The following is a 25,088-nucleotide window of genomic DNA, read 5'->3' as shown; positions in this document are numbered from 1 at the left end:
GGTTATTTATTTACGGTATCTTAAGTTCTCATGCGTATTCTCTTTACGATTGCTCATTTTTTTAATCCTAGCGGTGGGGGCCGGCACGCTTCTCTGGCTAAAGACCCCCGGCCTCGTTTGTTGGCTTTTAGTGGTTGTATGGTGGCTTTGCATCAACTTTATGGCCGGTCTCAAGGTTTGATTGATATTGGTTTGCGTTTGGCTGTGCCGGCAAATCAGTCTCAATCTCACGATATTGATATTATCGTCTGTACCACGCAAAATTACCACTTGCTGGATCAGCTTGCTCTGCCTTCTCACTTATATACTCATCATCGCACAACTGTGGAACCGATGCTGTTGGGGTTTGAGTGTCAGGCGGTGTTGCGGGATAATTTGGGCCGGTATGATTATTTCTGTTTTTTGGAGGATGATTTAATTCTTCACGATCCTTGGTTTTTTGTGAAGTTGGGGTGGTTTAGCAAGCAGGTGGGTAATTTGAATTTGTTGCAGCCAAATCGTTATGAGGTGTCGCCGGTGGGGGTTATGAATAAGGTTTATGTTGATGGGGATTTGCTGCCGCGTGTGACGGAGCGTTTTCACAATGTGCAGGATCAACCGCAGTTGATGGGGAAGGTGATGGATATGCCGGTGGTGTTTCGTCGTGCGTTGAATCCTCATTCGGGTTGTTATTTTTTGAATGCTGAGCAGATGCAGTATTGGGTGGATCAGCCGTATTTTTTAGACCGGGATACGAGTTTTATTGGCCCGTTGGAAAGTGCGGCGACGTTGGGAGTTATGCGGACTTTTCGGATATACAAGCCGGCTCCTGAGCAAGCGAGTTTTCTGGAAATTCAGCATTTTGGGACGGCGTTTTTGGGTTTATTGGGGGGTGTGGTGAGTTTGTCGCCGGATGTGGTTGTTCAAAAGCAAAAGTCTTAAGGTGGGGGGTTTTTAGTGGTTTGGGATGTTGGAATTTAATGCTTGAAAATAAAGACAAAAAAATGAAAATGGGTAAGGGCTACTGGCATTTAGCCGTTGTCCCTTACCCGTTAAGTTAAGAAGGCCCTGATTGAACTCAGAGCCGTGTAATGAGAGAAAAGAATTAATTAAAAGAGTTGGAAGTCTGTACCAGTGACGGAGCCGGACTGGAGCGTGAATAAGCCTACAGCGTCGGTCGCACCGTTGGTGCCTCCGGTTGCGTCATAGGACACCAGTTTGGTGTTTGTATCGTAGAAGATTGTTGCTCCCTTCGCGTTAGTAATGGTAGTGGTGAAGGCGACTGCACCAGGGAATAGAGGGTTGGTCAGGCCGGTGAAGGCTGCTGAGGCCAAGAGGATTTTGTCGGAGCCGGTTACAAAGTCTGTGATGCTGTCCCCACCTTGGAGGGTGTTTTCGTAGTAGAACGAGTCTGCGCCATCACCGCCGGTGAGAGTGTCTGCTTCATTTCCACCGTACAGTCCATCTGTGCCGGCTCCCCCATTAAGTACGTCAGTCGAGCCGTACCCGAACAAGAGATCATTTCCAGCACCACCGCTGAGGTTGTCGCCGTTGCTGTCCGAGCCCCCGATTGCGTCATTGCCATCTCCTCCATCTCCAGCGGAGGCATTGAGTAATCGGTCGTCGCCGGCTTCACCGAACAAGAAATCACCAAGTACCCCCACAAGGCTGTCATCGCCGGCCCCACCACGCAACGCGGCTCCACCACCGGCACTGCCTGTGATCGTGTCATTACCATCCCCGGCAATGGCAGTAGCTTTGGTGCTCTTGAGATCCAGGAAGTCGTTGCCGGCACCGCCATCAAGGGTGTCGGTTTCATTGCTGGCCACTAGGCTGTCATTCCCCAACTGACCCGCCAGGTAGCTTTCACCTTTAGTGCCCGTACCAGCCGTGAGGGTGTCATTGCCTTGACCGCCGTAGAGGCTGGATTGGTCGCTCCCAGCTGCCAGCGAGTCATTGCCGCCGTTACCAAACATCATCACTCTGGTGCCGGTACCACCCTTGAGTATGTCGTTGCCGGCACTGCTTGGGTCTGTATCCGCATCACCGATGATGGTGTCTTGCGCTCCACCTCCCTCGATGATGTCAGCACCGCCACCGCCAACTAGGTAGTTGCTGGTCGAGGCTGCCTTTGCTGTTATCGTGTCGTTTCCAAGGTCGCCGTACAAGGAGTCTTTGTTGCCACCGCCAATGATACTATCAGCGCCTTGGCCGCCTCCGACCAGGTTGTTTCCTTGTCCGACTGCTTGTTGTTGTGTCGTGTCACCAAAAATCGATGTGGTGGGTGCGGTTGCGCCGGCTATTATAGTGTCTTCGCCTGCGTTCCCAAACAGCGTATCCCTGCCGAGTGAACCTACTAGGTTATCCTCGTCTTGCCCACCTACCAGCACGCTGGTGCCTTTGGTGCTTTGTAGGAAGTCGTTATCTTTTCCACCGTTTAGGGTGTCGTTAATGCCTCTGGCGCTGAGCGAGTCGTTGTCAAGGTTGCCAAAAATCAGGCTTCCCCCACCGATAAAAGTTTCAATGCGGTCTTCTCCTCCCAGGGCAACTATCACATCTGGGGCATCTATTATTTGCAGGACGTTGGGATCGTCGCTTAGTGGTCTTACCATTTTTTGTTTTTGCTCCTCTGTTGCTCGTCGTAGTTGCTTGCTATGCTTGCCAATTTAGCTAACGCCTTCAACGCTTGACGTTTTGTTGGCATTGGTCTATATCTATCAGTCCGCAGCAAGTCTATCTTAGTTTACAGGTTGGTGTCTAGCCTGTCACTATTGAAAACGTTTGATTGTGTGCGGCTTTAATCATTTATATTACTCTTTGGCTTTGAGTAAGTATATTTTGTTGACCCTCCTAGCGATTTTGCTGTTCCCCAAATTTTTTCAATTTAAACCTTAATGGCTGGTTTGGCAATCAATTTTTGCACAGACGATGCTTGCCTCAAAGACTTTTTTAATTTTATTTGAGAGCGAGCATAAGCTTTTGATTATACCATTCCACAGTGGAACCTACTGGCCGGTGGCCCGCACAAAGCAGTTATTTCTGCCGGTCGAGGACAGGAGACTGTTGTGGGGCTGGCTTTTGGCGGTAGTCTAGTTTTGCGGGTAGTTCCAAACAATTTACCTGCGGGCATTTCTTGCAACAGGATTTTTGGGCAAGCTGCTCTTGTCAGATTGGTCTATTGTCAGTGTTGAGGGAGGTTTTTTGATGAATTCATCTTCTGTTGGTGTTCTCTGCCAAACCGGCTATCAACTTCAGCAGGCCGGTCAGCTAAGTGAGGCGCTTTCTCGCTATCAGGAGGCGCTTTCTATTGAACCGGCTTGTGTTGAGGCGCTTAACGGCATTGGCCAAGTTTATCAGGTTCAAGGTATGTTGCCAGAGGCGATTGCTGTTTGCCAGCAAGCTCTTAAATTGCAGCCTGATTTTGCTGAGGCTTATAAAACTTTGGGAAATGTGCTGCAACTTCAAGGGAAACTAGAGGCTGCTTTACGATCTTATCAAAAAGCTGTTGAGTTTAAAGCTGATTTTGCTGAAGCTCACGCGAATTTGGGGACGGTTTTTTATAAGTTGGGCCGGTTGGATGAGGCGATTGGTTGTTACCGCAAGGCGATTGCTCTTAAACCTAGTTTGGCTGGGGTTTATTGGAATTTAGGCCAGATTTTGCATAATCAAGGTAATGTTTCTGAGGCGAATGTTTATTTACAAAAAGCGGTGCAAATGCAGCCGGAGTTGGCCGGCCCAGATTTTGTTTTTAAGCGGGGAAATGCTCTGGCGGCTGCGGGTGAATTTCAGGAGGCAATTCGCTACTTTAAAAGTGCTGTGAAACTTAATCCGAATTGGCCAGAGGCTTTAGCTAATTTGGGTTTTGCTATTCTCTGTCAAGGGCAACGCCAAGATGAATTTACTCGAAGTAATTTTTTGGAGGCGTTTAATAGTTTGCTCAAGGCAATTGAACTGAATCCAAGTTTAATGTTTCCTCATCAAACTTTGTATTGTTTGTTAACAGTGGATGTTCAAGAGAGTGCTGAGTTTGATTTTTTAAGAAATTTGGCTCAGCAATATGTGGATCGCTGTGGCGATGTGGGTAAAGTGATTGCCCAGACGGCTTTGATGCTACGAAATTTGAATTCTGGTTCAACGGAAGTGGCGAAAGAAACGATGGTTCGGCTTGAAGCAAATTTTGTAGAAAGCGGTCAAAATTTGACGGGCGAGGAAATGGCTATTCTTTATGGAGGATTGCTTTTTGGGGCGCTTAGTTTGCGGGATGATTTGCTAGAAAATACTAGGCTTTTTAAGTCGGTCGGTAGTTTTTATGGCCGGTTGATGGAGGAGAAAATCACTGCTAAAAAAACAGCGGATGGGGTTTCTTTGCTGGGTAGTGATGAAGTTTGGTTGATGTCTGGTGAGGCGACTGAGGAATTAGACCGGCCAAAACAAAAGTTAAAGGTTGGGTTTTTGTCGAAACATTTTTGCCGGCATTCTGTAGGCTGGTGCTGTTTGGATGTTTTGCAAGAGTTTTCTAAGTTGGCGGAGGTTTATTTGTATGTGTCTGGGGGCTTAAAAGCTGATGACCAAACGGATAAATTTAAACAACTTGCTTATCAATATTATGAAAGTGACAAAAATATTTTTGTGGCGGCGGGAGAAGTTGATGCGGATATTTTGCAAAAAATTTTGAGGGATGAGTTGGATGTTTTAGTAGATTTGGATTCTTTGACGGTTCGAGGTCATGCGGAAATTATGTATCGGAAACCGGCCCCTGTTTGTGTTTCTTGGTTGGGTTTTGAGCCGCCTTTTATGTCAAATGAAAATTATTTTTTATGTGATGGTTATACGCATCCTGTGGGGGTTGAGGAACATTATACTGAGCAGTTGGTGAGGATGCCGGCTGTTTGGGTGGCGGTTTCTGGGTTTAAAAGTACGCGGTTGAATGGTGAGGCAATTCGTAAATCTTTGCGGGTTGGTGTGGATCAAATGGTGTATTTATCTGTGACACCGGCTCGCAAGTTAAATCGAGAAATGATTGAGGCTCAAATCAAAATTCTTAAGGAGGTTCCTGAAAGCATTTTAGTACAAAAAGGTGTGGGAGATTCTGAGGTGATTCGCGGGTTATATAAGGAGGTTTGTGAGGCGGAGGGTGTGGGTTTTCACCGGCTTAAGTTTGCGGATATGGCGAAGACGGAAGAAGAACACCGGGATATTTATAAGTGTGCGGATGTTGTGTTAGATTCTTTCCCTTATAATGGCGGTTCTCATACTCTTGAGGCGTTGTGGTTTAATGTGCCGGTGGTGACGCGCAAGGGTGAGGGGGGAATGTCTCGGATGGGGTATTCTTTGTTGAAAAATTTGGGGGTGGAAAGTGGTATTGCTTGTTCTTGGGATGAGTATGTAGAATGGGGGGTTAAGTTTGGCAAAGATGCGAATTTGCGGAATTCTGTTCGGGAACAGTTGAGGAAGTCTAAGCAGGCGGATTGTTTGGCGCCGGTGTGGAATCCTCAAAAGTTTGCTGTTGATTTGTTGGCAATTTTTGAGGATTTGCTTAAAAAAGTTAACCAGTAAAATAGGATGGGCCGGTGGCTGAGCATCGGCCTATAATTTTACCGTTTTTGAGGGGCGAATCCTTTGCTGGTTTTGGGGGGTTTTTGTTGGGGTGTTTTTTCGATTTGTTGGGGGGGTATTTTGCGGCTGGCGATGTCTTTTATAAGTTGAAGATGGCGGGGGAGAAGGTCGGCGAGGGCGTAGCGTTCTAGGGCGGTTTGGCGGGCTTTTTTGCGTATTTCTGCCATGCGGGTTGGATGTTCCATGACTTCATTAACGCGATCTGCTATTTGTTTAGGAGAAAAGAAATCAACGAGTAATCCATTTTCTCCATCGCGGATGACTTCTGTTACGGGGGGGGTGCTTGAACCGATGATTAAACAGCCGGTTGACATGGCTTCTATCATTGACCAAGATAATACGAAAGGACGGGTTAAATAGATGTGGGCTGTGGAGGCTTGAATTACTTTTAAATATAGTCCGTAGGGGAGGGGCCCAACGAAGTGCACTCTCGATAAGTCGAGGGGAACTTTTTTGAGCATATAGTCTTTATAACTTTCCCCGTTGGGTAAAGATTTTCCGTAACAAACGCGCTCTGAACCGACAATTACAACGTGACAATTTGGCCGGCGTTCTTGGATGTAGGCGATTGATTCTATGAATTCTGGAAAGCCTCTATAGGGTTCCATTCCTCTGCCTACATAGGTAACAATTTCGTCTACTCCTGATAGATCGAGGTTGGGTAATACGAGTTTTGCTCCGGGGTTTGGTTTGAAGTAGTCGGTATCGACTCCATCGTGGAGTACGGATATTTTTGATTGGAATTCTTTGGGAAATTGTGAGTGTTGCCATTGGGTGGGAGAAATTCCCCAATCGCAGGCGTAGAGGTCTTGTAAGATGGGGGAGTTTTTAATGCGAATTCGGGGGTAGTCGTCGGCATTTAAGGGGTCGGCAGGGTCAAAGTCGGCGTCGGAACCGCGTGCGTTATAAAACCATTCAAAGTAACAGAAAAGGGGGGTGTTTGGAAATACGTCTTTCATAAAAAGTGTTGGCCCCCAACCGGAGTGTCCGCAAATTATATCGGGGATAAATCCTTGGCTTTTTAGTTGTTCTGCGAGGCGAAATACGGCTTGTCCTTGAAGCACGGCTCCTTCGAGGGGGCGTACATAGTGATGGGTTTCGGCGCGGGGTTCTCTACTTTGTGAAAATAGGGCTTTTTTGACACCGGGAATCTCCCATTCGGGGCGTTCATTTTTTGTGCCGAAGATTATTTGATTATTGGGATCGCTACCGAGGGCGGTGATGATGTGCCGGTATTGTGCTGGGAAGTTGGGATGGAGAAATAATGCTTTCATGTTTGTGGGGTTAATTAGGTTTTTTTGAGGCTTTTTAGAATTTTACCAAAAAGTTATTCCTAAATCTTTGGCGAGTTTTTGATTGTGGGGTTGGAAGTAGTTTATTAGGTATTGTTTGGTGGCGGGGTAGATTTCTGGGTAGCTGCCGCTGTTGTATTTTGGATAGCTTTCTATGGTATGGGGCGGGATTTCTAGGAATTCTAAGGTTTGGTTGAGAGTTTGGGCAGGGTTGGCATAAAAATCTTCGCTTTTGAGGATTAAAATTTGCTCTTTCGGGAAATATTGCTGCCAGTTTTTGATTTGTTGGTGGTAGATTCCTCGTGCCAGGTAGCTATAATGTTGGTGGTTGAAGCTGTAATAATTGTCTTCTGCTAGGAGTTTTTCGGTTTCTCCTTGGAGTCTTTGGGGTTCGCTGGCGATGGCTTGTTCAAAGCTAAGGGTTTCGTATTTTAAGCGTATTTCGTGATGGTAATGTGACCAGGTTCTTGCTACGGGTTCTCTGAGAAGGATGATGAGTTTTATTTGGGGAAAGTGTTGGTGTACTCGCTGGGGTACGCGGGGGTGAAATAGGTAGTAGGGGCTGGATTCTCCGGTTATGGTGTTTTGGCCGGCTTGTTGGGGAAATTGGGCTTTATACCAGTCGATTTCTTGATGATAGTTTAGGTCAAAAAAGTGTATTTCTTTTGTTTTAGCTGGGGATATTTGGGGGTGTTGGATGAGGTAATTGTAGAGGGATGTGGTGCCGCTTTTTTGGGCTCCAATTATTAGGAAATGGGGGTTCATAGGTTTATGCTGTAGTCTTCTCTGTCTTTGGTTAAATGGGGGTTGTAGCAGGGATCGTTTTGGAAAAATTGCGGCCATCGGCTTTTGAGGATGTTGGCTTCTTTTTGCCTTCTGGCTTCTTTTTCTGGGGTGTCTTCGTAGCCTCTGGTTTTTGATTCGTAATGGTACAAAATGACGTGGGGTAGATAGATGTTTCTATAGCCTTTTGCTATCATTTTTAAGCATAAATCTACGTCGTTATATGCTACTGCTAAGTCTTCGTTGAATCCTCCTATGCTTTCAAATACTTCGCGCCGGCACATTAAGCAAGCGCCTGTGACTGCGAGGTAATTGTTGATGGTTTTTACTTGACAAACATAGCCGGGAGTGTCGGCTGGAAAATGCCGGTGGCTGTGACCGGCTACTCCTCCTATTCCCAGGATGATGCCGGCGTGTTGAATTGTATCATTTTCGTATAGCAAAAGTGCACCGGCTGCTCCTATTTTTGGCCGCTGAACTTGTTCTACTAATGCGTCTATCCAGTCGGGGGTGAGGACTTCTGTATCGTTGTTTAAAAATAGTAAATAATCTCCTTTTGCTTTGGTGACAGCGTAGTTATTGATTTTGGAAAAGTTGAAGGGAATATCTAAGCGATGAGATTTAAATCTGTCTGGTTCTTTAGTTTTCCATTTGTTAATAAGTTCGGCGGTTTCGGGTTGTTCGCTGTTGTTGTCGATGAGAATTACTTCATAGTTTGGGTAAAGGGTTTTGGTAAAAATTGAGGTCAAACATTGGTTTAAGAGTTGGTGTTGATCTTTGGTGGGAATGATGATGCTAACGGGTTTATATTCATCAATTGTGTAGCGGATAATATAGTGTCCTAAGTAGTCTGGTACGCCGCTGACTTTGCCTTTTTCTCCGCGTCTTTGTAAGGCTTCCGTGATGGCTTTTTCGGCGGCTTGATAGGCGTATAATTTGACGGTGCCGGTGCCGGTGGCGGTGGATTGGGGATGAATTCGCCAGTGATATAAAATTTTGGGTATGTGATAGATTTTGTTTGTTTTTTCGGTTAGTCTTAATACAAGGTCGTAGTCTTGGCTGCCTTCATAACCGGCCCGAAATCCGCCGATTTCTTTGATAAGAGAATGCCGGTAAATTCCCAGGTGGCAAGTGTACATTCTGGAAAGGAAAGAATCGGGACACCAATCGGGTTTGAAGAAGGGATCTTTGAGGGTGTTATTTTCATCAATTTTGTCTTCATCAGAGTAAATCATATCAGCTTCGGGGTGCTGATTTAAAAGTAAGGCAACTTGATATAAGGCATCTGGGGTGAGTAAGTCGTCGTGATCGAGTAGGGCAATAAATTGGCCGGTTGCTAGTTCTAAGGCTGAGTTTGATGCGCGGGCAATATGTCCGTTTTCTAGTCGAAATTTTATTTTTATTCGGGTGTCTTTTTGGGCATATTCTTTTAAAATTGTTTGAATATGAGGTTCGGTTGAGCTATCATCAGCGATGCACAATTCCCAATTAGGATAAATTTGATTTAAAACCGATTCTATGGCTTCTCGAAGGTAAGTTTCGGGGGTGTTATACACCGGCATGATGATGCTGATGAGGGGCCGGTATTGGAAAATTTGCACGATTTCTGACATTTGGTTTAAGTCGGCGGGTCTGGGGACGTTGCGGCTAGACCATTCGTAATATAAACTGTTATTAAATATTTTTTGGTTTTGGCTGATTAGTGCTTCGGGTTCTAGTTTAAAAGAAAGTTTTCTGAAAAATTTTGCTACAACAATTCGCGGGCCTTTTTGTTGCCATACTTCGTAGCTGCGCTTGGAGAAATGTTGGATTTTTGAGAATAAATTAGTCATAAAGATTCCCCTGGGTTTTGTAAACGCGCCGGTTAATATCAAGTTTAATTTCTAAAGGTTGTTTAATTTCCCAAGATGTGCTGAAGTGGGAAAAGTTGGGGTGAAAATAGGGATCACCGGCTTCTATGAAAGGCTGCCATTTTTGCATGAATAAGGCTGTATCGTGGGGATGTTTATCTATTCCATCAAGGGTTTTTCCTCTGGTGTAAGATTCGTGATGAATGAGAAGAGATTGAGAACAAAAGATAATACGATAACCGGCTTGTCGGGTTCGCAAACATAAATCAACATCCCCAAAACCAACAGCAAAGTTTTCATCAAAACCGTCTATTTTTTCAAAGGCATCTTTTCGCATTAACATACAAGCGGCGGTAACTGCGGAGACTTCTTTGTTAATAACAAATGTGCCATAATAGCCATGTTCAAAGTTGCCGTTTGGGGATTTGTTGGGGAGAAATTTACCGTAGTGTTCGGCATATATGTTAATGCCAATTCCGACACCGGCGTGTTGAATTGTGTTACGGTCGGGGTAAACTAATTTGGGTGCAGCAATGGCAATATCGGGTTTTTGGACGAGTTCGAGGAGCCGGTTTAACCAGCCTTCTTCAATGGCTTCGATGTCGTTATTACAGAAAAGATAGTGGGTATAATCTTGGGTGTTTAGCTGAGAAATTGCCCAGTTGTTGATAGCAGAAAAGTTAAATGCCGCTTCATAACGGAGAACTTTGTGCCGGTCTTTTAGCGAGTAAAAGTATTCTAAAGAATCGAGGTCATCTGAAGCGTGATCGATTAAAATAATATCAAAATCGATATCTTTGACGGTGGTTTCAATGCTTTCTATGCACTGGCGGACAAGCTCACCACAATTTTTTGTAGGAATAATGATAGCTATTTTTTGATTGGGTTGTAACTTGTAACGAACTTGAAAAAAGTTAAAGCACATTTCGCCAACTATTCCTTGCTCATTACAGCGTTTTAAGTGTTGAGAAATGACGCTTTTAGATATTTCCATAACTTGATGTTGTTTTTGGTGACCGGCACTTGTTTGATGTTGTCTCCAGCAGTAAAGAATTTCGGGAATATGGACGATACATTTGGCTTGTTCGCAGGCTCGCAAAATCAGGTCGTAATCTTGGGAAATGGTTAATTCATTGCGAAAACCGCCGATGTTTCTTAATAATTCGGCTTTGAAACCAACAAGGTGAACGATGTAAGGGTGGGATCTCAAAAATTCTAAGGAAAATTGAGGCCGAAAAACAAAGTCTCTGACTTCTCCGTTTTCTGTTATTAAAACTTCATCCGAGTAAAGCAGATCGGGGGAGTCTTCTAATATTGATTCGGCCACGCGATATAAGGCTTGTTTTTCTAACAAGTCGTCGTGATCCATTAAGAGAATAAACTCGCCGGTGGCTATTTTGAGGGCGTGGTTTGAGGCTACAGAAATGCCGCTATTTTTTGCGAGAAAAACTACTTTGATGCGGGAGTCTTGGCGGGTGTATTCTTGAAGAATTTTTTTAACGTGAGGTAGGCTTGAACCGTCGTCTGCAATACACAGTTCCCAATGGGGGTAAAGTTGCGCTAAAACAGATTCTATGGCCTCTTTTAGCCATTTTTCGGATGTGTTATAAACGGGGATTAAAATTGAAATTAGGGGCTGGCGGTGGAGTTTTTGGATGCGTTCAATAATTTGGGGGGTTGATTCTTGGTCAAATTTGCGTTTTGCTTGCAGCCAGATATCATTATAAGTGGGGCCGGTGGGGATAGGATTATTGTTGGGTTGAGTTTTAATTTGGATATATTGGCGGGTTTTTTTGGCAATTTCTTTAAGTCCGCCGGCTTGCCATGCACGGTAAATTTTGCCCCCTACTTTGAATAGTTTTTCTGGATGTAAAACTCCTTTTATGGCTATTTTGGCCAAGCTTTTTATTCCGCCCATCACCCGCGTCATTTTTATTTTTTCTCCCTTGAATTATTTGGGTTTTACTTATTTACTTAATTGCAACGCCTGCTTGATATTTAACCAAGCCTTGCGGAGTTTCCAAAATTTTGTATTTTCCATTGCTTTTATGAGTTCTTGGGATTGCTCTAATTGTATCAAAGTTTGTTGGTATTGTTTTTGATATAAATTTAAGCATGGTTGAAGCGAATTCGGTATTTTTTCAAGCTGATCTGTTTGTTGAGAAAACCATTCTAATGCTTGTTTCAATTTCTCATCGGTAGGGGGAATTGATGGGGAATGGATGGGATATCTTGTTTCAAATCGATTTACTGCAAAGGTTCTTTTATATTCAGAAATAGTGGTGGGTTCTGTGTGGCATACTTCTATGGTTGTGCCAAATTCTTTGACGATTCCTTTATAGTATTTGATGGCAAAATCTAAGTCAATTTTGTTTTCATAAAGTTCGGTAAGGGTTGCCGGTTCTATTATATAAGTGAATTCTTTTAGCACCCAACGAGTGTTTAAAATGTTTTTCCAAAAATCAACAAACCACAGACAAATATGGTAATAGTGATCTTCATTAAAAAACATTTTGTGGTCAATAATGAAAGCGGAATTCTCCCAGGCGTAGGGTGTCCAAAATTCTAAAGTTGCTCGATCTTGGCAAACTCGACTAATTTCTTGAAACAGTTTAATGGGATTAGAAAGATGTTCTAAGCAGTGAGAAGAATAAACAGATTGTACAGCTTGATCAGCGAAAGGTAGGGGGTCTTTTTCAAAATTTACCACATAGTCTACCCCCGGCTGAGCATGGATATCCAAGCCCAATGTTCCAGGTTTTTTACACGAGCCGCAGCCGAGATCAATTTTTAAGTTTGTTTCTGTTAAAATCAAGTTGGTTTTTGAGATTTTTAGATAAGGATTAGTTATTAAAATTGGATCTTGGCAGACAACGGGATTCATTTTTAAGCAATAGCGTAAGTTTCTTTCTTTTAAGATGTTAAAAACGTTTATGTGGGGCAAGGAATCATCTTCACTATGATAAATTGTGCGGAAATAACGGCTTAAAAAGTTATATAAACTGGCGGCGGAATATTCAATTTTGTGATATTCCCAGTTGGGTTCTAATTCTAAATCTCCGCTACAAGGCGTTGAAAAAAGCAAAGAGCCGGTGCTTTCTAAATGCTCCACCAAATTTTGCATCATAATTTCGCGGTGGACGACGTGCTCTAGGGTATCAAAACTAAGGATACAATCAAATTTTGTATTGCCTATTGTTTCTTGCCACCGCGTACCGTCTCCGAGTTTATATTGCAAGTTTGGTAACTGATAATTTTGTTGAGCATATTCTATAGCGCTGGTGTCATAATCAACTCCCATTACGCTGAGATTTGGGAATTTTTTGGCAATCAAATAACTACCATATCCGGAGCCACAAGCAATGTCTAAAACGCAATTTAAAGGTGATAAATCTGCCAAAACTTCTAAGGCCCAAATATAGCGGATAAGATGGTGAACTCCGCCCACATCTTGATTGTTAAGATAGGTTTCTAAATCTAAACCGGCCAGAGGCACAAAATGCTCATCTATTATTTCCATTATCGTTTCTCCTTCTTAATTTTTTTCCTTCAAACCGGCAGCTTGTTTGATTTTAAACCAAGCGCTTCTGAGTTGCCAAAACTTACTGCTTTCCATTGCCTTAATTAAAGTTTGTGCCTGGTGCAATTGCGTTTGAGTTTCTTGTAATTGACTTTGACAAGATTTATCCACTTTTTTCGCCCAGCCAATTCTGCCGTTATGGGTGATCCGAAAATCTTGAAAATCGGGATGTTGACGCACTGCTAAATCGTACACCATTCCCACTTGAAAGCTATCTAATTCTTTATCAGTATAATGACCAAATTCTTGCTGCCAGTTGGGCACACTTCTGAGCGTAAAATTAATATCATCTAAAACAATCCATCCACCCGGTTTAATGAGTTTAGCTACTAAAAAAAATGCTAAGGCATCAGGCGACCACTCGTGAGCGCCATCTAATAGACAAAAATCAAATAAAGGCTCACAAATTCCGTTTTTTGTTTGCTGGGCAATTAAATCAGCCAAATACCAGTTATAGCCGAGTTTATCAACTGCAATTTCTAAACTATCGCCGATGCCGGTATGTTTTTTTAAAACCTCTCCATTCACCGGCTGATGTAAATACATATCAACCGTTAATACTTTTCCGCCGATTTCTTCCGTCGCTGCGCCCATGACGCAACTGGTGGCACCGAAACCACTTCCCAATTCAATGCAAGAACGAAGTTTATTATCTACAATAAATTTGTAAACGTCAGAAATCACATCTTCTGGGAGAAGAAACGGAGAACTTAAAAACCCCTCTGGTACTGGATAACTTTTTAGAGAAGCTAAAACTGTTTCAAACTTCATAAAGTACCTTAACTATCGAATAGTAGTTAACATTTTTGTTTTAGGTCTTTCCACCACTGACAAAATTGCATTTTGCCATTGTACCGCGCACTGCTGCAAAATTCTACTAGAAAATACATATTCTTGGGCCTGAGTTGCTAATTTGTGCCTCAGCGCATCATCAAATAATAATAACTCCAATGCTTCCCGCCAAGATTGAGTATTATTTTCGCTTAAATAGCCGGTTTCTAAATGCCTGACAGTGTTTTCATAAGCTGGCACCCGACTATAAACCCCCGCAATTCCCAACGCACTGTAATCAAGAAATTTAATATCCGATTTACAGCGTGTAAAAACAGTATCTTCTAACGGCGCAATTGCTAAATCCCACTCTAAGTTTTTGACAATCCAAGGCATAAATTCTGGATATTGAACAGTTTTGTCTTCTATACAGATAACGCGCACCGGCAACCCTTCAAAGCCCTGCAAAACTGCAATGTCAGAAATGCCACCAAGTAACTGCAACTCCAGCTTATCTTGATATTTACGCAGTGTTTCTCGCAACGCTTGTAACACCATCATAATGTCAGCATCATGGGTATAAGTTCCCATGTACCCAATCACTTTACGCGGATTAGATAGCGCTTGGGGAGGTATATTTACCCCCTCTAATAACCGCTCATCTAATGTATTTGAAATCACGAAAATATTAGGATTTAACCGCAAAAAACGCTGTTTTAACTGTTCGGTAGAAACAATCACCGCATCAGCTTCCCTAAGAAAATAACGCACCACCATTAACTGCTCTTGTGACAGTCCGCTGCGAATTATCCCCTCAACTTTTAAATCTAAAAGATTGTCATCAATGGAATAAATTAAACAACCTTGATTAGCTTTAATTTTATCCACCAATTCCTGCGCCACTTCCACCGAAATACCCGGTTTCCAGCAGCGATCAACAATCACCACATCCGCCGGCTCATAACTGCGTCCCCAACTCACATTTATTTTGTCATTAAGGGGGTGAGTGAGAGGACGCAGCAAACGAATTTGTGAACAAGAAAAAGGGTTTAAATCTCCACCATATTCGTAAAGGATATGGACTTTAAGCATTTTTATCACCTCTTATTTCCCCGCCATGAAATAAGGATTTTAAGGTATAAAAAGCCCCTTTTTCTGGATAAAATTCGCACACATCTTTGATGGCTTGGCGCTGAATTTTCGTGCGGAGATTTTCATCAACAATCAGCCTTTCCAAAGCCGCCAGACAAGCTTCTGGAGAACTGCTATCCACAATCAACCCATTTTCTTCATGTTTGACAAATTCCCCCGTCCCGCCGCGCTGGGGTACAATTATCGCACATCCACTACACATCGCCTCCATCGCCGTTAAACCCTGCGCTTGAAACACAGAATAATCAATAAAAATATCAATTTGATTCATTATCCAAGCAACTTGGGAACGGTTTAAAATTTCCAAATTTTGGAAGCGAAAATCTTGCGGTAAATCAAATATATCCAGTTCTTTTGACTCACAGCCAAAAATAACAATATCCACCGCATCGCCATACCGGCGGTCAATTTCTCGCAAAACTTCCATCGTTAATTTTGGGGCGCGGCGCGGAGAAGTTGGCCGAATCATAGCCAGAATTCGTATCGGCTTTTTAGGGGTATTTGGTAATTTTTGACAGCGAGGCCGGTAAGTATCAATATTAACCGTAGCACCCCCGACAAAACTCTCTACTCCCACCTGGTCTTTGACCATTTCCCGATCCCATTCTGTTTTGCAAATTCGCACCAAATCAGGATATAAAGTATAGGAAAGCCAAGCCTCTATAAAATCGGTGACTTGATTGGGGAAAAAATATGGTTCAAAGTCTTGAATATAGTACCCCCGAATCGGAATATTGAGGTCGGGTGTAAGCGGATTCATCCAAAAAACCGAGGCATAATAAGTAGCGAAAATTGCATCACATTGTGGAAATAACCAGGGAATATTCTTCTCTTTTTCCACATAAATCACCGGCACCTTATTTTCAGGATAACCTTGTTCAAATCCCTCTTTAAAAGGAGCCAAATTAACAATTCTGACATCCACCCCCATTTTTATCATCGCCTCCGCTTCGTGGAGAACAATATTTCCACCACCCCCAACTCCCGCAATAGGAAGAATAAAGAAAACTCGTTTTCCTTCCCAAAGTTTTTTACCTTCCTCAATATATTGCCGGCGTTTTAACATTACTTGACAACGCGATCTTATCCCCTGCAAAACCGGATCAAACCGGCAAATTTCCACCCCATCACTAACAATTTCAACCCCATGCTTTTCAGCCAGCGCCAAATTCGCCTTATCACATAATTGTTTGCGGCGTTCGTGATTATAACTCCGTGAACCGTGATGATAAACATACACATCATCAGCGATGGCTAATTGCCAACCGGCCTTTCTTGTTCGCAAACAATAATCATTTTCCTCACCATAGCCCGCCCCAAAATTCACCTCATCAAAGTAACCAACTTGCTCTATTACTTCCCGTTTTATCGCCAAACAAAAACCATTTAAAAACGGAATTCGCGGATATAAACGCCCCGAATATTCCGCCACAATTTGAGCCATTTCTGCCACCCTCATACCTTCGGGAAGCGGATTTTCTGCCCAATCATCCCCCGCCGCATTAAACAATTCAGGAATCGATTGCCAAGTTGCTGAATTAGAAAGGGGCCCAACAATTCCTATTTGCGGATCAGATTCCGCGCAAGCCAGAAGTCTATCCAGCCATTCTGGGGTTACAACCGTATCGCTATTCAATAAAATTGCATAATTAGAAAAAGATTTATTTAACCCTTGGTTGGCAGCAAACGTATAACCTTTGGCGGATTCGTTGCGGATTAAAGTTGCTCCCTGATAATCAGCAAAATTAGCTAAATATTCCCTCGTTTCTTCCCCACTGCCATCATCCACCAAAATCAAACTATACGGCATCCGCGTATAACGAACCACCGCCTCCAGACAATCTTTGACATCATCTAAAGCATTGTGAACACAAACAATAATATCAGCAGTTTTTGTATGAGCAGTTAACGACTGATTTATTCTAGTTTCCGGTACAGAATCTTGATAGGATGCCGGTTCAATCTTCCAAATTTCCGATCTTGTCAGCGCCTCGCTAATTGCTGGTGTTTCTTCCCCAAAACCACTATTTACTATTAGCTTATCGGATTTTTCCCCACCTTTTAAAAGCACAACTTGCTTCAATTTTCCTTTAACTTTAAACCATAAACTTCGCAACTTCCAAAACTTGCTCGTCTCCATTGCAGAAACCAGCGTTTGAGATTGCTCAGCCACGCGCTGAATATGGTCTAATTCTAACTGCGTTTGTCGCAAATGATACCGCAAAGAATTAATTTCCGCCTCAGCTTGCTGCAATTGAAACTGTGAACGCGCCAAACGTTTTTGTGTGCGAATATCTAACGATAAAAACTGTTCATCTTCAAACAAGTTACTCATCCTTACCAACTCCCATCATTTTCTTGACTTTAAACCAGGCGCTTCGCAATTTCCAAAATTTGCTGGTTTGCATAGCAATTATAAGGTTTTTTGCCTGCGCTAACTCAGCTTTTGCCTGTTCTAAGTAACTTTGTATTGTCTCATAATTGGCTTTGCTTTGCTCAAGTTCGCCATTAAGTTGCAAATTAATATTATGGCTTTCTGCTTGCAGTTGCTTATATTCCGATAATTCCCACGCCATTTGACTGAGTTGTATTTGCGTTTCTTGCACAGCAATTTTACTTTGCTCAAACAAACTTTTCATTTGTTCCACTTCTGCTTGCGTTTGTTGCAAAACAACTTGATAATTTTGCAATTCCGCCTGAGTTTGCATTAATTTTTCGTTAGCATTCTGCAACTGTTGTGAATAGTCTCGGTGGACTTCTGCATTATTTTCCAACAATTGTAAGTGCTCTTTTTCTAAATTCTCACATTTTAATTTCCAGCCGGCACTATACGCTTCTTGGCTCAAAAAAGCATACTCTTTATCCGCCGCCACATTAATAAAATTAGCCGCAAACAACCCAATATGCTTAGAATAAATATATCTAATTAATTGCCGCCGATTCTCAGGAACATTACACCGGCTCACCATCGAACCTTCCCGAAACCGATAATCAAAAAGCACTTGGGAAACGTGATAAAACTTCCAACCTTTCTCAATTGCACCCAACCACAAATCCCAATCTTCATAACCCAATTTATCAGGAATTTTGCTATCATAGCCACCGCAATCTTCCCACATACTTTTGCGAATCACCGCACAAGCATCAATAAAATTACCCATGATCATGCGATTTACATCAAAATCAGGAAACTCCCAAATGCCGGTTTTATCACCAAACAACTCAGCATTCCCATAAACCACCCCTACTTCAGGGTATTTATCTAAAACTTCTATTCCTTTGGGGATATAATTTGCCCGAATTTTATTATCAGCATCCAAAGGTAAAATATACCTACCTTTCGCCATTTTAATCCCATTATTTCGCGCCGCTGCTAATCCTTGATTCTTCTGATCAATTACCAGATAACCCTTATCTTTTAAATAACTTAAAACCTTTAAAGTCAGCGCTTCCGTCGAGCCATCATTAACAATAATCACCTCATAAACCGGCTCATTGCAACTTTGCACACTCGAAAGCGCATCAAGAATATACTCGCCTTGGTTATAACAAGGAATCACCACCGAAACAGCGATATCACTATAGTTACTATCTTCAGTTGCAGGCATTTGATATCAGTTCCTCCTCCTAACCTAATTATTATACCCTTGAAGCGGTAACATTTTTTTCAACTTCGATAAACCTTGAGAAACTTTCCAGCTTTTCGACATTTTTATAGCCGAAATTTCCTTTTGTAAGTCCTGCAATTCTTGGTTTTTTTCTTCCTGTTGTTGAGAAAAATTTTTAATTTGTCGTTGAGAGTCTAAAAATTGCCGGTGGAGTAACATTACTAACCCTTCCGCCGGCAAACTTTCCCCCCCAAAATTTCCCACAGAAAAAGCACTTGGAATATCCGCCACCATATCCAACTCCGCCAACAAAGCAAAATATTGCGGCGCAACTTGCCTTAAAATTCCCACAACTGGATGACTATCACCCAAACTCTTAAACAAATTCCCATCATAAAGTTGACCCAACTTTTGAGAATCTGTAGAAGTCGTTATTTTTAACTTTAACTTCGTTTCCAAAAGCTTAACTAACACCTCTGGCGCTTCCAACAAACTATTAATATTTACCAAAATACACCGTTCAGAAAAACGGCTATAAAAATCCAAAATATTACGATTATAAAAAGCCCAAGCCCGCAAAGGATAATCAGGATGCTCATTAAAAATATCCGCATTCAACCGTAAAATTGAATCCGCCACATCCCAAGGAAAACGATAAACCAACAAATAGCGAGCATCCGGTAACAAACCCTGCCAAAAATCCAACATCAAAGAAGTACGAGGATCTTTCCAACCCCAAAAACTTAAACTTTCATCCCGCGACGCAATTAACCTTTTTGCATCTTCCACATATTCATAAAACTTTTCCCGATTTAAACTCTCACTTTCCGTCCAACCCCAATCAATCCAGCCCCCATCATCACACCGGCAACACTTTTGTAAAACCCCCCTTTGAAACTCCAAAAAATCCACATCCTCAAAATACCCCCTCACATTAAAAGCATCCGCCTCATATAAATTTTCGCCAATATTCACCCCCAAAACTTGCAGAAAAGAAGCTAAAAGAGAAGTTCCAGAACGGTGCATTCCCGTAATAATTAAAGGCTGCGACATTATCTTAACTATCCTGAATTAATTGGTTAAACTCCTGACAACTTTTACTCCCTAAATCTCCCATCTTTGGCGAAGACAAAAACCGCACCGGCTCACCCTTAATCGCCACAAACGTACTGCGATCATTTTCCTTCTTAAACCGCATTTTTTCATACTTCTCAACCGCTGGAAAATGACACTCATAAACAGAAGTAAACCCCGCATCCCCCAACAAATTATAAAAAGAAGGCCGGCTCAACCAAAAACTATTAACATTATCCAAAGAAGACCACAAAACCTTCATTCGATCCTCCAAACTCGACTCAGGATCATGCTCCTTATAAAACCTTCCCCAATACTCCTTATCCCCATAAGTGCAACAACTTTCCGCCGTCAAACTAACGTGCGTATCAACAATTGCAAAACCCCGACAAACCTCACCAATACTTTCCATAAACCTGAAAACATCAGGCGCATCCAAATGGTAAAAAATCCCAATACACAAAACCACATCAAACGAGCCATACTTTTCGCGGCTCAAATTTCTAACATCATCCTGAAAAAACGTAATATTTTCAACCCCCAAAACCTCCTTAACAAAACGAGCCTTTTCCACATTCGCCTCGCGCCCTTCAATCCCCACCACCTCAGCCCCTTGCAGAGCCAACTCCAACCCATAAAGCCCCTCCAAACAAGCCAAATCAAGAATTCTTAACTCCTCAAAAGACTTCCCCGAAATATCGGCCACCATTTGCACAATGCGGCGTAACTTCACCTCAGCACCCGTAATTTTTTCCTTACCAATAGTGTACAAATCCTCACCCAAACAAACATTATGATTTGTCCACTCCCCAAACCTCTCAACAACATCCAAAAAACCAGCCCGAATCAACTCAAAATCCGCCATAAAAACCCTCCAAAATTCCTCTTAATCAGCGTTAATCCGCGTTAATCTGCGGTTAAAAAATCACCCACCCAAAACGCTAAAAACCCCCTCCTTTTTTCCCTCATCAACCTCAACAACACTAGGCTCAATCAACAAATCAACCAAAGCACTCGCATGAGAATTAACCTGTGGTTGAACCCGAAACATCGCCGCATCCACACAACGATCCAAATAAGTAAAACCCCCATCAACAACCCCCGAAACCCCAGCATTCAAAAAATACACCCCCGGATTCAACAAACACTTAAACTTAAAGCTAACAACCAACGTCGTATTAGCAGCAACCTCCTCAATAGAATGACCCGAACTAGAAAAAGAAACCCCCCCCAACTCCAAACCCGTCACCGTCTTAATCAACATCCCAAAACGAACCTTAGAAGCCGGCTTATAAAAACTCACCGTATAACTGTAAATATAACTATTTCTTCCCACCAAATGATTAACCCGGCGGCCATCCAAAGTCGTAATAACTGGATTACTAATTTTCGCACCTCTTGGCACATAAGAAATCGTATTTTGCGGCACCATCCCCGGATCATAAAACTCCCGCAAAAGCTTCTCCTCAACCGACATTTTCACAGACAACTTTTTCTCAAAAACCGGCTCATCTTCCTTCCCATTCAAAGCCCGGAACTCCTCCTTTAAAGCAGCCTCCTTATCAGGCGGAGCATAAATCAACTTATGATACTTATCAATCACCAACTTAGGCTTACCAGACAACAAAAGCTCACTCTTATCCATCAAAATTGCCGAATTACACAACTCAATCACCGACGCCGCCGCATGAGAAACAAACAACACCGTCCCCCCGCGATCTTGAATTGCGTGTAAGCGAGCAAAACACTTTCTTTGAAAAGCCTCATCCCCAACAGAAAGAGCCTCATCAACCACCAAAATATCCGGTTCCACACTCGTAGAAACAGCAAAAGCCAGCCGAACAAACATCCCACTTGAATAAGTCTTTACCGGCTGATCCAAAAACTCCCCAATATCCGCAAAAGCCGCAATTTCATCAAACTTACGCTCAATTTCCTCCCGCTTCAAACCCAAAAGTTGACCATTAAAAAACACATTTTGCCGGCCCGTAAACTCAGGATTAAAACCACTCCCCAACTCCAACAAAGCCGAAATTCGACCATTAACCTTAACTTCCCCAGAAGTCGCCGTCAAAGTCCCCACAATAATTTGTAAAAGCGTACTTTTGCCCGAACCATTCCGCCCCACAATTCCAAGCGTTTGCCCCTTGGGAATTTCCAAACTAATATCCCGCAGAGCCCAAAACTCATCCGCGCGACCTTTTCGCGGAAAAAAAACCTCCTTCAGCCGGTCAACAGGATGCCGGTAAAGTTTAAAACACTTCGATACATTCTTCAGAGAAATAGCAATATCAGACATATAATTTCTATCATTTTAAACATCAATCGTAGGCCCTTGCTATGCCCACCAAATTATAAGCCGGTGGGCAGATTTCTACAAAACATCAGCAAAAGCCGGTCGCAACTTCCGATAAAGCCACAACCCCCCATAAAACACAATCAAAGATACCACCGTTGCGCTCATCCATTCCCCCAAATGTTTCACCTCACCCACCAAAACCAAATCCCGATAAACCTCCACAATAGCCGCCATCGGATTTAACCAAAAAACCCAACCTTGCCAAGGCTGAGGAATCACAGCCGCCGGATAACAAATAGGAGTCAAATAAAGCCAAAAATTCAAAATAACCGAAACAGTTTGGGGAATATCCCGCAAAAACACTGTCAACGCAGCCCCAAAATAAGCCAAACCCGCCGTAAACAACAACTGCGGCAACCAAACCAAAGGCAACAACCAGAGAGTCGCGTGTAGCGTATGCGCCACCACCCCCACCAGCAAAATCAGCGCCATCAACCCAAACGTACTTTCAATAAACCCCGACAAAACCGGCACCAACGGCAAAAGCGGCAGAGGAAACACCACCTTTTTCACCAAATTTGGCTGACAAACCACCGCATTTGTTGCCTGCTGGAAACCATTATTAAAAGTCATCCAAGGAAGCAACCCAGCAAACAACCACATACCAAACGTAAAATTATTTTCAGGCAACCCTTGCAAATTCAACTTAACTTGCAAAACTATCGCAAAAACATAAGTATAAACCACCAATTGTGACAACTGACTAATCACCGGCCACAAATTCCCCAAAACCGAACCCTTATATCGCGCCTCCAGATCCCGGTGCACAAGACTTTTCAGCAATTGAACCTGCATCCACCAGCGCGAATTAGCAACAACACTTCGCTTACCGCGACCGGCAAAATGAACCACTCCTTTCATCGGCTTTAACAAAATAGACTCCTCACCATTTAAGCCCACAGCCGAAGCCGTGCATCACCTATTAGATTTAACAACAATTCATCCGCATAACCGAACACTAAAAATTTTTATCCCACCTCCCGAAATACCTAACGGACGGCAACCGCACCGGCTCACCGTCCCAATACATTAAGATTTTATGCAGAATTTTTCAACTTGTAACGCTACATTTTCTTATTTCCCAACCAGCGCTTGCAAAGCCTGCTCGATAGCCTGCCGTTGCTCACCATCATAGCGCCACCTCTGCAAAAAACTCTCCCATTCCCCACCGCCAGAGCGAGCACTTTCTTGTAACTCTCGCGCCATTTGACTTGCCCCAGGAAACTGTAGCCGCGAAAGCAAATCAACAGATCGGCGCGTCACCCGTTGCGAAGAAGCCTCCATCATCTCATCCCCATTACGCCGGTGCGCCACCGCCATTCCCGCAGACATCGCCACATTTTTTACCAACAACGGCGAAACAATCTCCTCAGAAGATGCCAAAGCCTCCACCACCTCAACGGAAGCAGAATCAGCAACAGGCCGGTCATCTGTTAAATAAGTAACAAAAAACCCCCTCGCGCCATTCTCCGTTTTCACTAAATCAGAAATCAGCGATTTAACAGAGGCCGGTGCTAACTCCCCAGACGCCATCTCAGCAAGCAAAGATTGCGTCACCTCAATTGCCTCCTCAAACGAAATATTTTCCGGCACTGATAAAGAAACAGTCATAATCTTACAAAATCTCCCTTTAATCTATGGCAGGCTTTCCGGCCTGTCCCACGTCCACGATTTCAGAAAAAAGTTACGCTGAACTACAGAAACATGATAATTGCTCTCTTGCAATCCTCGCTTACAAAGCACAGCAGTATTTTTAACCGCAAATGTATGGCAGGCAAGATGCCTGCCCCACAGATGTGTTAACTGTTTAGATGTGGTTTTTGGATATCGGATTTTTTATGACAATTGACAAAGGACAAAAAACAAATTATGGCTATCGTCTCGTCTAACAAACAACCAAAAGAACCCCAACCCCCTAAAAAAGCCAAAGAAAAACCGGCCTCCTACAGCGCCGAACCTTCCCTACTAAAACCTGAACCCACCGGCCCCGACGAAACCAACAAACAAGAAGAAAAACTCAGACCCCAAACCCTCGACACCTACATCGGCCAAAAAGACCTCAAACAAGTCCTCAGCATCGCCATCGGTGCCGCCAAATCTCGCCGCGAAAGCCTCGACCACCTGCTTTTATACGGCCCCCCCGGCCTCGGCAAAACCACAATGGCCCTAATCCTAGCCACAGAAATGAAAGTCGGCTGCAAAATCACCACCGCACCGGCCCTCGAAAGACCCCGCGACATTGCCGGCCTCCTCGTCAATCTCCAACCAGGAGACATCCTCTTCATTGACGAAATCCACCGCCTCAGCAAAATGAGCGAAGAAATCCTCTACCCCGCAATGGAAGACTTTCGCCTCGACATCACCACCGGCAAAGGCCAAAGTGCCCGCACCCGCAGTATCCCCCTCCAACGCTTTACCCTCGTTGGTGCCACCACCCGCGTCGGGGCCCTCACCTCCCCCCTACGCGACCGTTTCGGCATTATCCAACGCCTGCAATACTACCAACCCGAAGAACTTAGCCAAATCATCCAACGCACCGCCGACATCCTTAAAACCCCCATCACCCCAGAAGGTGCCCTCGAAATTGCCCGCCGATCACGCGGTACCCCCCGGATCGCCAACCGCCTCCTTAAACGAGTCCGCGACTATTGCGAAGTCAAAAATAGCGGCACTATCACCCACGAAATCGCCTCCGAAGCCTTACAAATCTATAACGTAGACCCTTCTGGACTCGATTGGACAGACCGGCGTATCCTCAGCGCCATCATCGAAAACTTTTCTGGCGGGCCGGTGGGTTTAGAAACCCTCGCTGCTTCCACCGGCGAAGACACCCAAACCATTGAGGAAGTGTACGAACCTTACCTCTTACAAATCGGCTACCTCAACCGCACCCACCGAGGACGAGTCGCCACCCCCGCCGCTTGGAAACATCTAGGTTACGATCCACCGGCTCATCAGTTATCATTTTTTCGTTAGACCCCAAAAAAACTTGCTTCCCAACCTAATCGCCCCATGTTTCGCAAA

At 43.6% G+C, this 25,088-nt stretch carries 18 protein-coding genes; 3 read left to right on the top strand and 15 right to left on the bottom strand.

Annotation, left to right across the window (positions count from 1 at the left end):
- The first annotated feature begins 30 nt into the window (after positions 1–30).
- On the top strand, positions 31–921 hold the full coding sequence (locus NG798_RS05125) for a calcium-binding protein (protein ID WP_261220760.1): 891 nt from the start codon (positions 31–33) through the stop codon (positions 919–921).
- 167 nt (positions 922–1,088) lie between these two features.
- Here NG798_RS05125 and NG798_RS05120 read toward each other — a convergent pair whose 3' ends face one another.
- On the bottom strand, positions 1,089–2,591 hold the full coding sequence (locus tag NG798_RS05120; protein ID WP_261220759.1) for a calcium-binding protein: 1,503 nt from the start codon (positions 2,589–2,591) through the stop codon (positions 1,089–1,091).
- Between the two features lie 592 nt (positions 2,592–3,183).
- On the opposite strand from NG798_RS05120, the gene NG798_RS05115 reads away from it, so the two are divergent.
- Entirely contained in the window at positions 3,184–5,535 is a 2,352-nt protein-coding gene (locus tag NG798_RS05115; protein WP_261220758.1) for a glycosyltransferase family 41 protein, read from the top strand.
- 38 nt (positions 5,536–5,573) lie between these two features.
- Here the strand turns inward: NG798_RS05115 and NG798_RS05110 are convergent, their stop codons facing one another.
- The 14 genes from NG798_RS05110 to NG798_RS05045 form a co-directional block, all read right to left on the bottom strand.
- Entirely contained in the window at positions 5,574–6,869 is a 1,296-nt protein-coding gene (locus NG798_RS05110) for a glycosyltransferase family 4 protein (protein ID WP_261220756.1), read from the bottom strand.
- A 42-nt stretch (positions 6,870–6,911) separates the two neighbouring features.
- Complete coding sequence (locus NG798_RS05105) at positions 6,912–7,652, bottom strand: sulfotransferase domain-containing protein (protein WP_261220754.1); 741 nt, start codon at positions 7,650–7,652, stop codon at positions 6,912–6,914.
- Positions 7,649–9,502, bottom strand: coding sequence for a glycosyltransferase family 2 protein (locus NG798_RS05100; protein ID WP_261220753.1), 1,854 nt, complete (start codon positions 9,500–9,502; stop codon positions 7,649–7,651). The genes NG798_RS05105 and NG798_RS05100 overlap by 4 nt, the downstream gene beginning before the upstream one ends.
- Entirely contained in the window at positions 9,495–11,450 is a 1,956-nt protein-coding gene (locus NG798_RS05095; RefSeq protein WP_261220751.1) for a glycosyltransferase, read from the bottom strand. Before NG798_RS05095 ends, NG798_RS05100 begins: the two co-directional genes overlap by 8 nt.
- A gap of 36 nt (positions 11,451–11,486) precedes the next feature.
- Complete coding sequence (locus NG798_RS05090; RefSeq protein ID WP_261220750.1) at positions 11,487–13,040, bottom strand: class I SAM-dependent methyltransferase; 1,554 nt, start codon at positions 13,038–13,040, stop codon at positions 11,487–11,489.
- Positions 13,041–13,055: 15 nt separating this feature from the next.
- Positions 13,056–13,871, bottom strand: a complete 816-nt coding sequence (locus NG798_RS05085) for a class I SAM-dependent methyltransferase (protein WP_261220747.1) — start codon at positions 13,869–13,871, stop codon at positions 13,056–13,058.
- A gap of 12 nt (positions 13,872–13,883) precedes the next feature.
- The gene (locus NG798_RS05080) at positions 13,884–14,963 is read right to left on the bottom strand and encodes a hypothetical protein (RefSeq protein WP_261220745.1); all 1,080 of its coding nucleotides are present in this window, start codon (positions 14,961–14,963) and stop codon (positions 13,884–13,886) included.
- The gene (locus NG798_RS05075) at positions 14,956–17,358 is read right to left on the bottom strand and encodes a glycosyltransferase (protein WP_261220743.1); all 2,403 of its coding nucleotides are present in this window, start codon (positions 17,356–17,358) and stop codon (positions 14,956–14,958) included. The genes NG798_RS05080 and NG798_RS05075 overlap by 8 nt, the downstream gene beginning before the upstream one ends.
- Complete coding sequence (locus NG798_RS05070; RefSeq protein WP_261220741.1) at positions 17,351–18,631, bottom strand: glycosyltransferase; 1,281 nt, start codon at positions 18,629–18,631, stop codon at positions 17,351–17,353. Before NG798_RS05070 ends, NG798_RS05075 begins: the two co-directional genes overlap by 8 nt.
- 24 nt (positions 18,632–18,655) lie before the next feature.
- A complete protein-coding gene (locus NG798_RS05065) occupies positions 18,656–19,684 on the bottom strand; it encodes a sulfotransferase family protein (protein ID WP_261220739.1) in 1,029 nt (342 codons plus the stop codon).
- Positions 19,685–19,688: 4 nt separating this feature from the next.
- On the bottom strand, positions 19,689–20,570 hold the full coding sequence (locus tag NG798_RS05060; protein ID WP_261220737.1) for a bifunctional 2-polyprenyl-6-hydroxyphenol methylase/3-demethylubiquinol 3-O-methyltransferase UbiG: 882 nt from the start codon (positions 20,568–20,570) through the stop codon (positions 19,689–19,691).
- A 60-nt stretch (positions 20,571–20,630) separates the two neighbouring features.
- Positions 20,631–22,004: an ABC transporter ATP-binding protein gene (locus NG798_RS05055; RefSeq protein WP_261220735.1), complete on the bottom strand. Its 1,374-nt coding sequence runs from the start codon at positions 22,002–22,004 to the stop codon at positions 20,631–20,633.
- A gap of 75 nt (positions 22,005–22,079) precedes the next feature.
- The gene (locus tag NG798_RS05050) at positions 22,080–22,925 is read right to left on the bottom strand and encodes an ABC transporter permease (protein ID WP_261220734.1); all 846 of its coding nucleotides are present in this window, start codon (positions 22,923–22,925) and stop codon (positions 22,080–22,082) included.
- A gap of 213 nt (positions 22,926–23,138) precedes the next feature.
- Positions 23,139–23,675: a hypothetical protein gene (locus NG798_RS05045; RefSeq protein ID WP_261220732.1), complete on the bottom strand. Its 537-nt coding sequence runs from the start codon at positions 23,673–23,675 to the stop codon at positions 23,139–23,141.
- 258 nt (positions 23,676–23,933) lie between these two features.
- Here NG798_RS05045 and ruvB point away from each other — a divergent pair, with 258 nt between their 5' ends.
- Positions 23,934–25,040 carry a Holliday junction branch migration DNA helicase RuvB gene (gene ruvB, locus NG798_RS05040; protein ID WP_261220730.1) on the top strand — a complete coding sequence of 369 codons (1,107 nt, stop codon included), beginning with the start codon at positions 23,934–23,936 and terminating at the stop codon, positions 25,038–25,040.
- Positions 25,041–25,088: the final 48 nt, after the last annotated feature.

The sequence above is a fragment of the Ancylothrix sp. D3o genome (genome assembly GCF_025370775.1).
Lineage (GTDB): Bacteria > Cyanobacteriota > Cyanobacteriia > Cyanobacteriales > Oscillatoriaceae > Ancylothrix.
Note: the sequence above shows the minus strand (reverse complement) of the source record. Positions and strands in the feature narration are given on the sequence as shown.

What these genes read in the sequence shown, in the direction of transcription:
- NG798_RS05050 (WP_261220734.1), bottom strand. Translation starts at nt 22,925, where the DNA reads ATGAAAGGAGTGGTTCATTTTGCCGGTCGCGGTAAGCGAAGTGTTGTT.
- NG798_RS05055 (WP_261220735.1), bottom strand. Translation starts at nt 22,004, where the DNA reads ATGTCTGATATTGCTATTTCTCTGAAGAATGTATCGAAGTGTTTTAAA.
- ruvB (WP_261220730.1), top strand. Translation starts at nt 23,934, where the DNA reads ATGGCTATCGTCTCGTCTAACAAACAACCAAAAGAACCCCAACCCCCT.
- NG798_RS05100 (WP_261220753.1), bottom strand. Translation starts at nt 9,502, where the DNA reads ATGACTAATTTATTCTCAAAAATCCAACATTTCTCCAAGCGCAGCTAC.
- NG798_RS05125 (WP_261220760.1), top strand. Translation starts at nt 31, where the DNA reads ATGCGTATTCTCTTTACGATTGCTCATTTTTTTAATCCTAGCGGTGGG.
- NG798_RS05110 (WP_261220756.1), bottom strand. Translation starts at nt 6,869, where the DNA reads ATGAAAGCATTATTTCTCCATCCCAACTTCCCAGCACAATACCGGCAC.
- NG798_RS05065 (WP_261220739.1), bottom strand. Translation starts at nt 19,684, where the DNA reads ATGTCGCAGCCTTTAATTATTACGGGAATGCACCGTTCTGGAACTTCT.
- NG798_RS05115 (WP_261220758.1), top strand. Translation starts at nt 3,184, where the DNA reads ATGAATTCATCTTCTGTTGGTGTTCTCTGCCAAACCGGCTATCAACTT.
- NG798_RS05080 (WP_261220745.1), bottom strand. Translation starts at nt 14,963, where the DNA reads ATGCTTAAAGTCCATATCCTTTACGAATATGGTGGAGATTTAAACCCT.
- NG798_RS05090 (WP_261220750.1), bottom strand. Translation starts at nt 13,040, where the DNA reads ATGGAAATAATAGATGAGCATTTTGTGCCTCTGGCCGGTTTAGATTTA.
- NG798_RS05045 (WP_261220732.1), bottom strand. Translation starts at nt 23,675, where the DNA reads ATGACTGTTTCTTTATCAGTGCCGGAAAATATTTCGTTTGAGGAGGCA.
- NG798_RS05095 (WP_261220751.1), bottom strand. Translation starts at nt 11,450, where the DNA reads ATGACGCGGGTGATGGGCGGAATAAAAAGCTTGGCCAAAATAGCCATA.
- NG798_RS05060 (WP_261220737.1), bottom strand. Translation starts at nt 20,570, where the DNA reads ATGGCGGATTTTGAGTTGATTCGGGCTGGTTTTTTGGATGTTGTTGAG.
- NG798_RS05105 (WP_261220754.1), bottom strand. Translation starts at nt 7,652, where the DNA reads ATGAACCCCCATTTCCTAATAATTGGAGCCCAAAAAAGCGGCACCACA.
- NG798_RS05120 (WP_261220759.1), bottom strand. Translation starts at nt 2,591, where the DNA reads ATGGTAAGACCACTAAGCGACGATCCCAACGTCCTGCAAATAATAGAT.
- NG798_RS05070 (WP_261220741.1), bottom strand. Translation starts at nt 18,631, where the DNA reads ATGCCTGCAACTGAAGATAGTAACTATAGTGATATCGCTGTTTCGGTG.
- NG798_RS05075 (WP_261220743.1), bottom strand. Translation starts at nt 17,358, where the DNA reads ATGAGTAACTTGTTTGAAGATGAACAGTTTTTATCGTTAGATATTCGC.
- NG798_RS05085 (WP_261220747.1), bottom strand. Translation starts at nt 13,871, where the DNA reads ATGAAGTTTGAAACAGTTTTAGCTTCTCTAAAAAGTTATCCAGTACCA.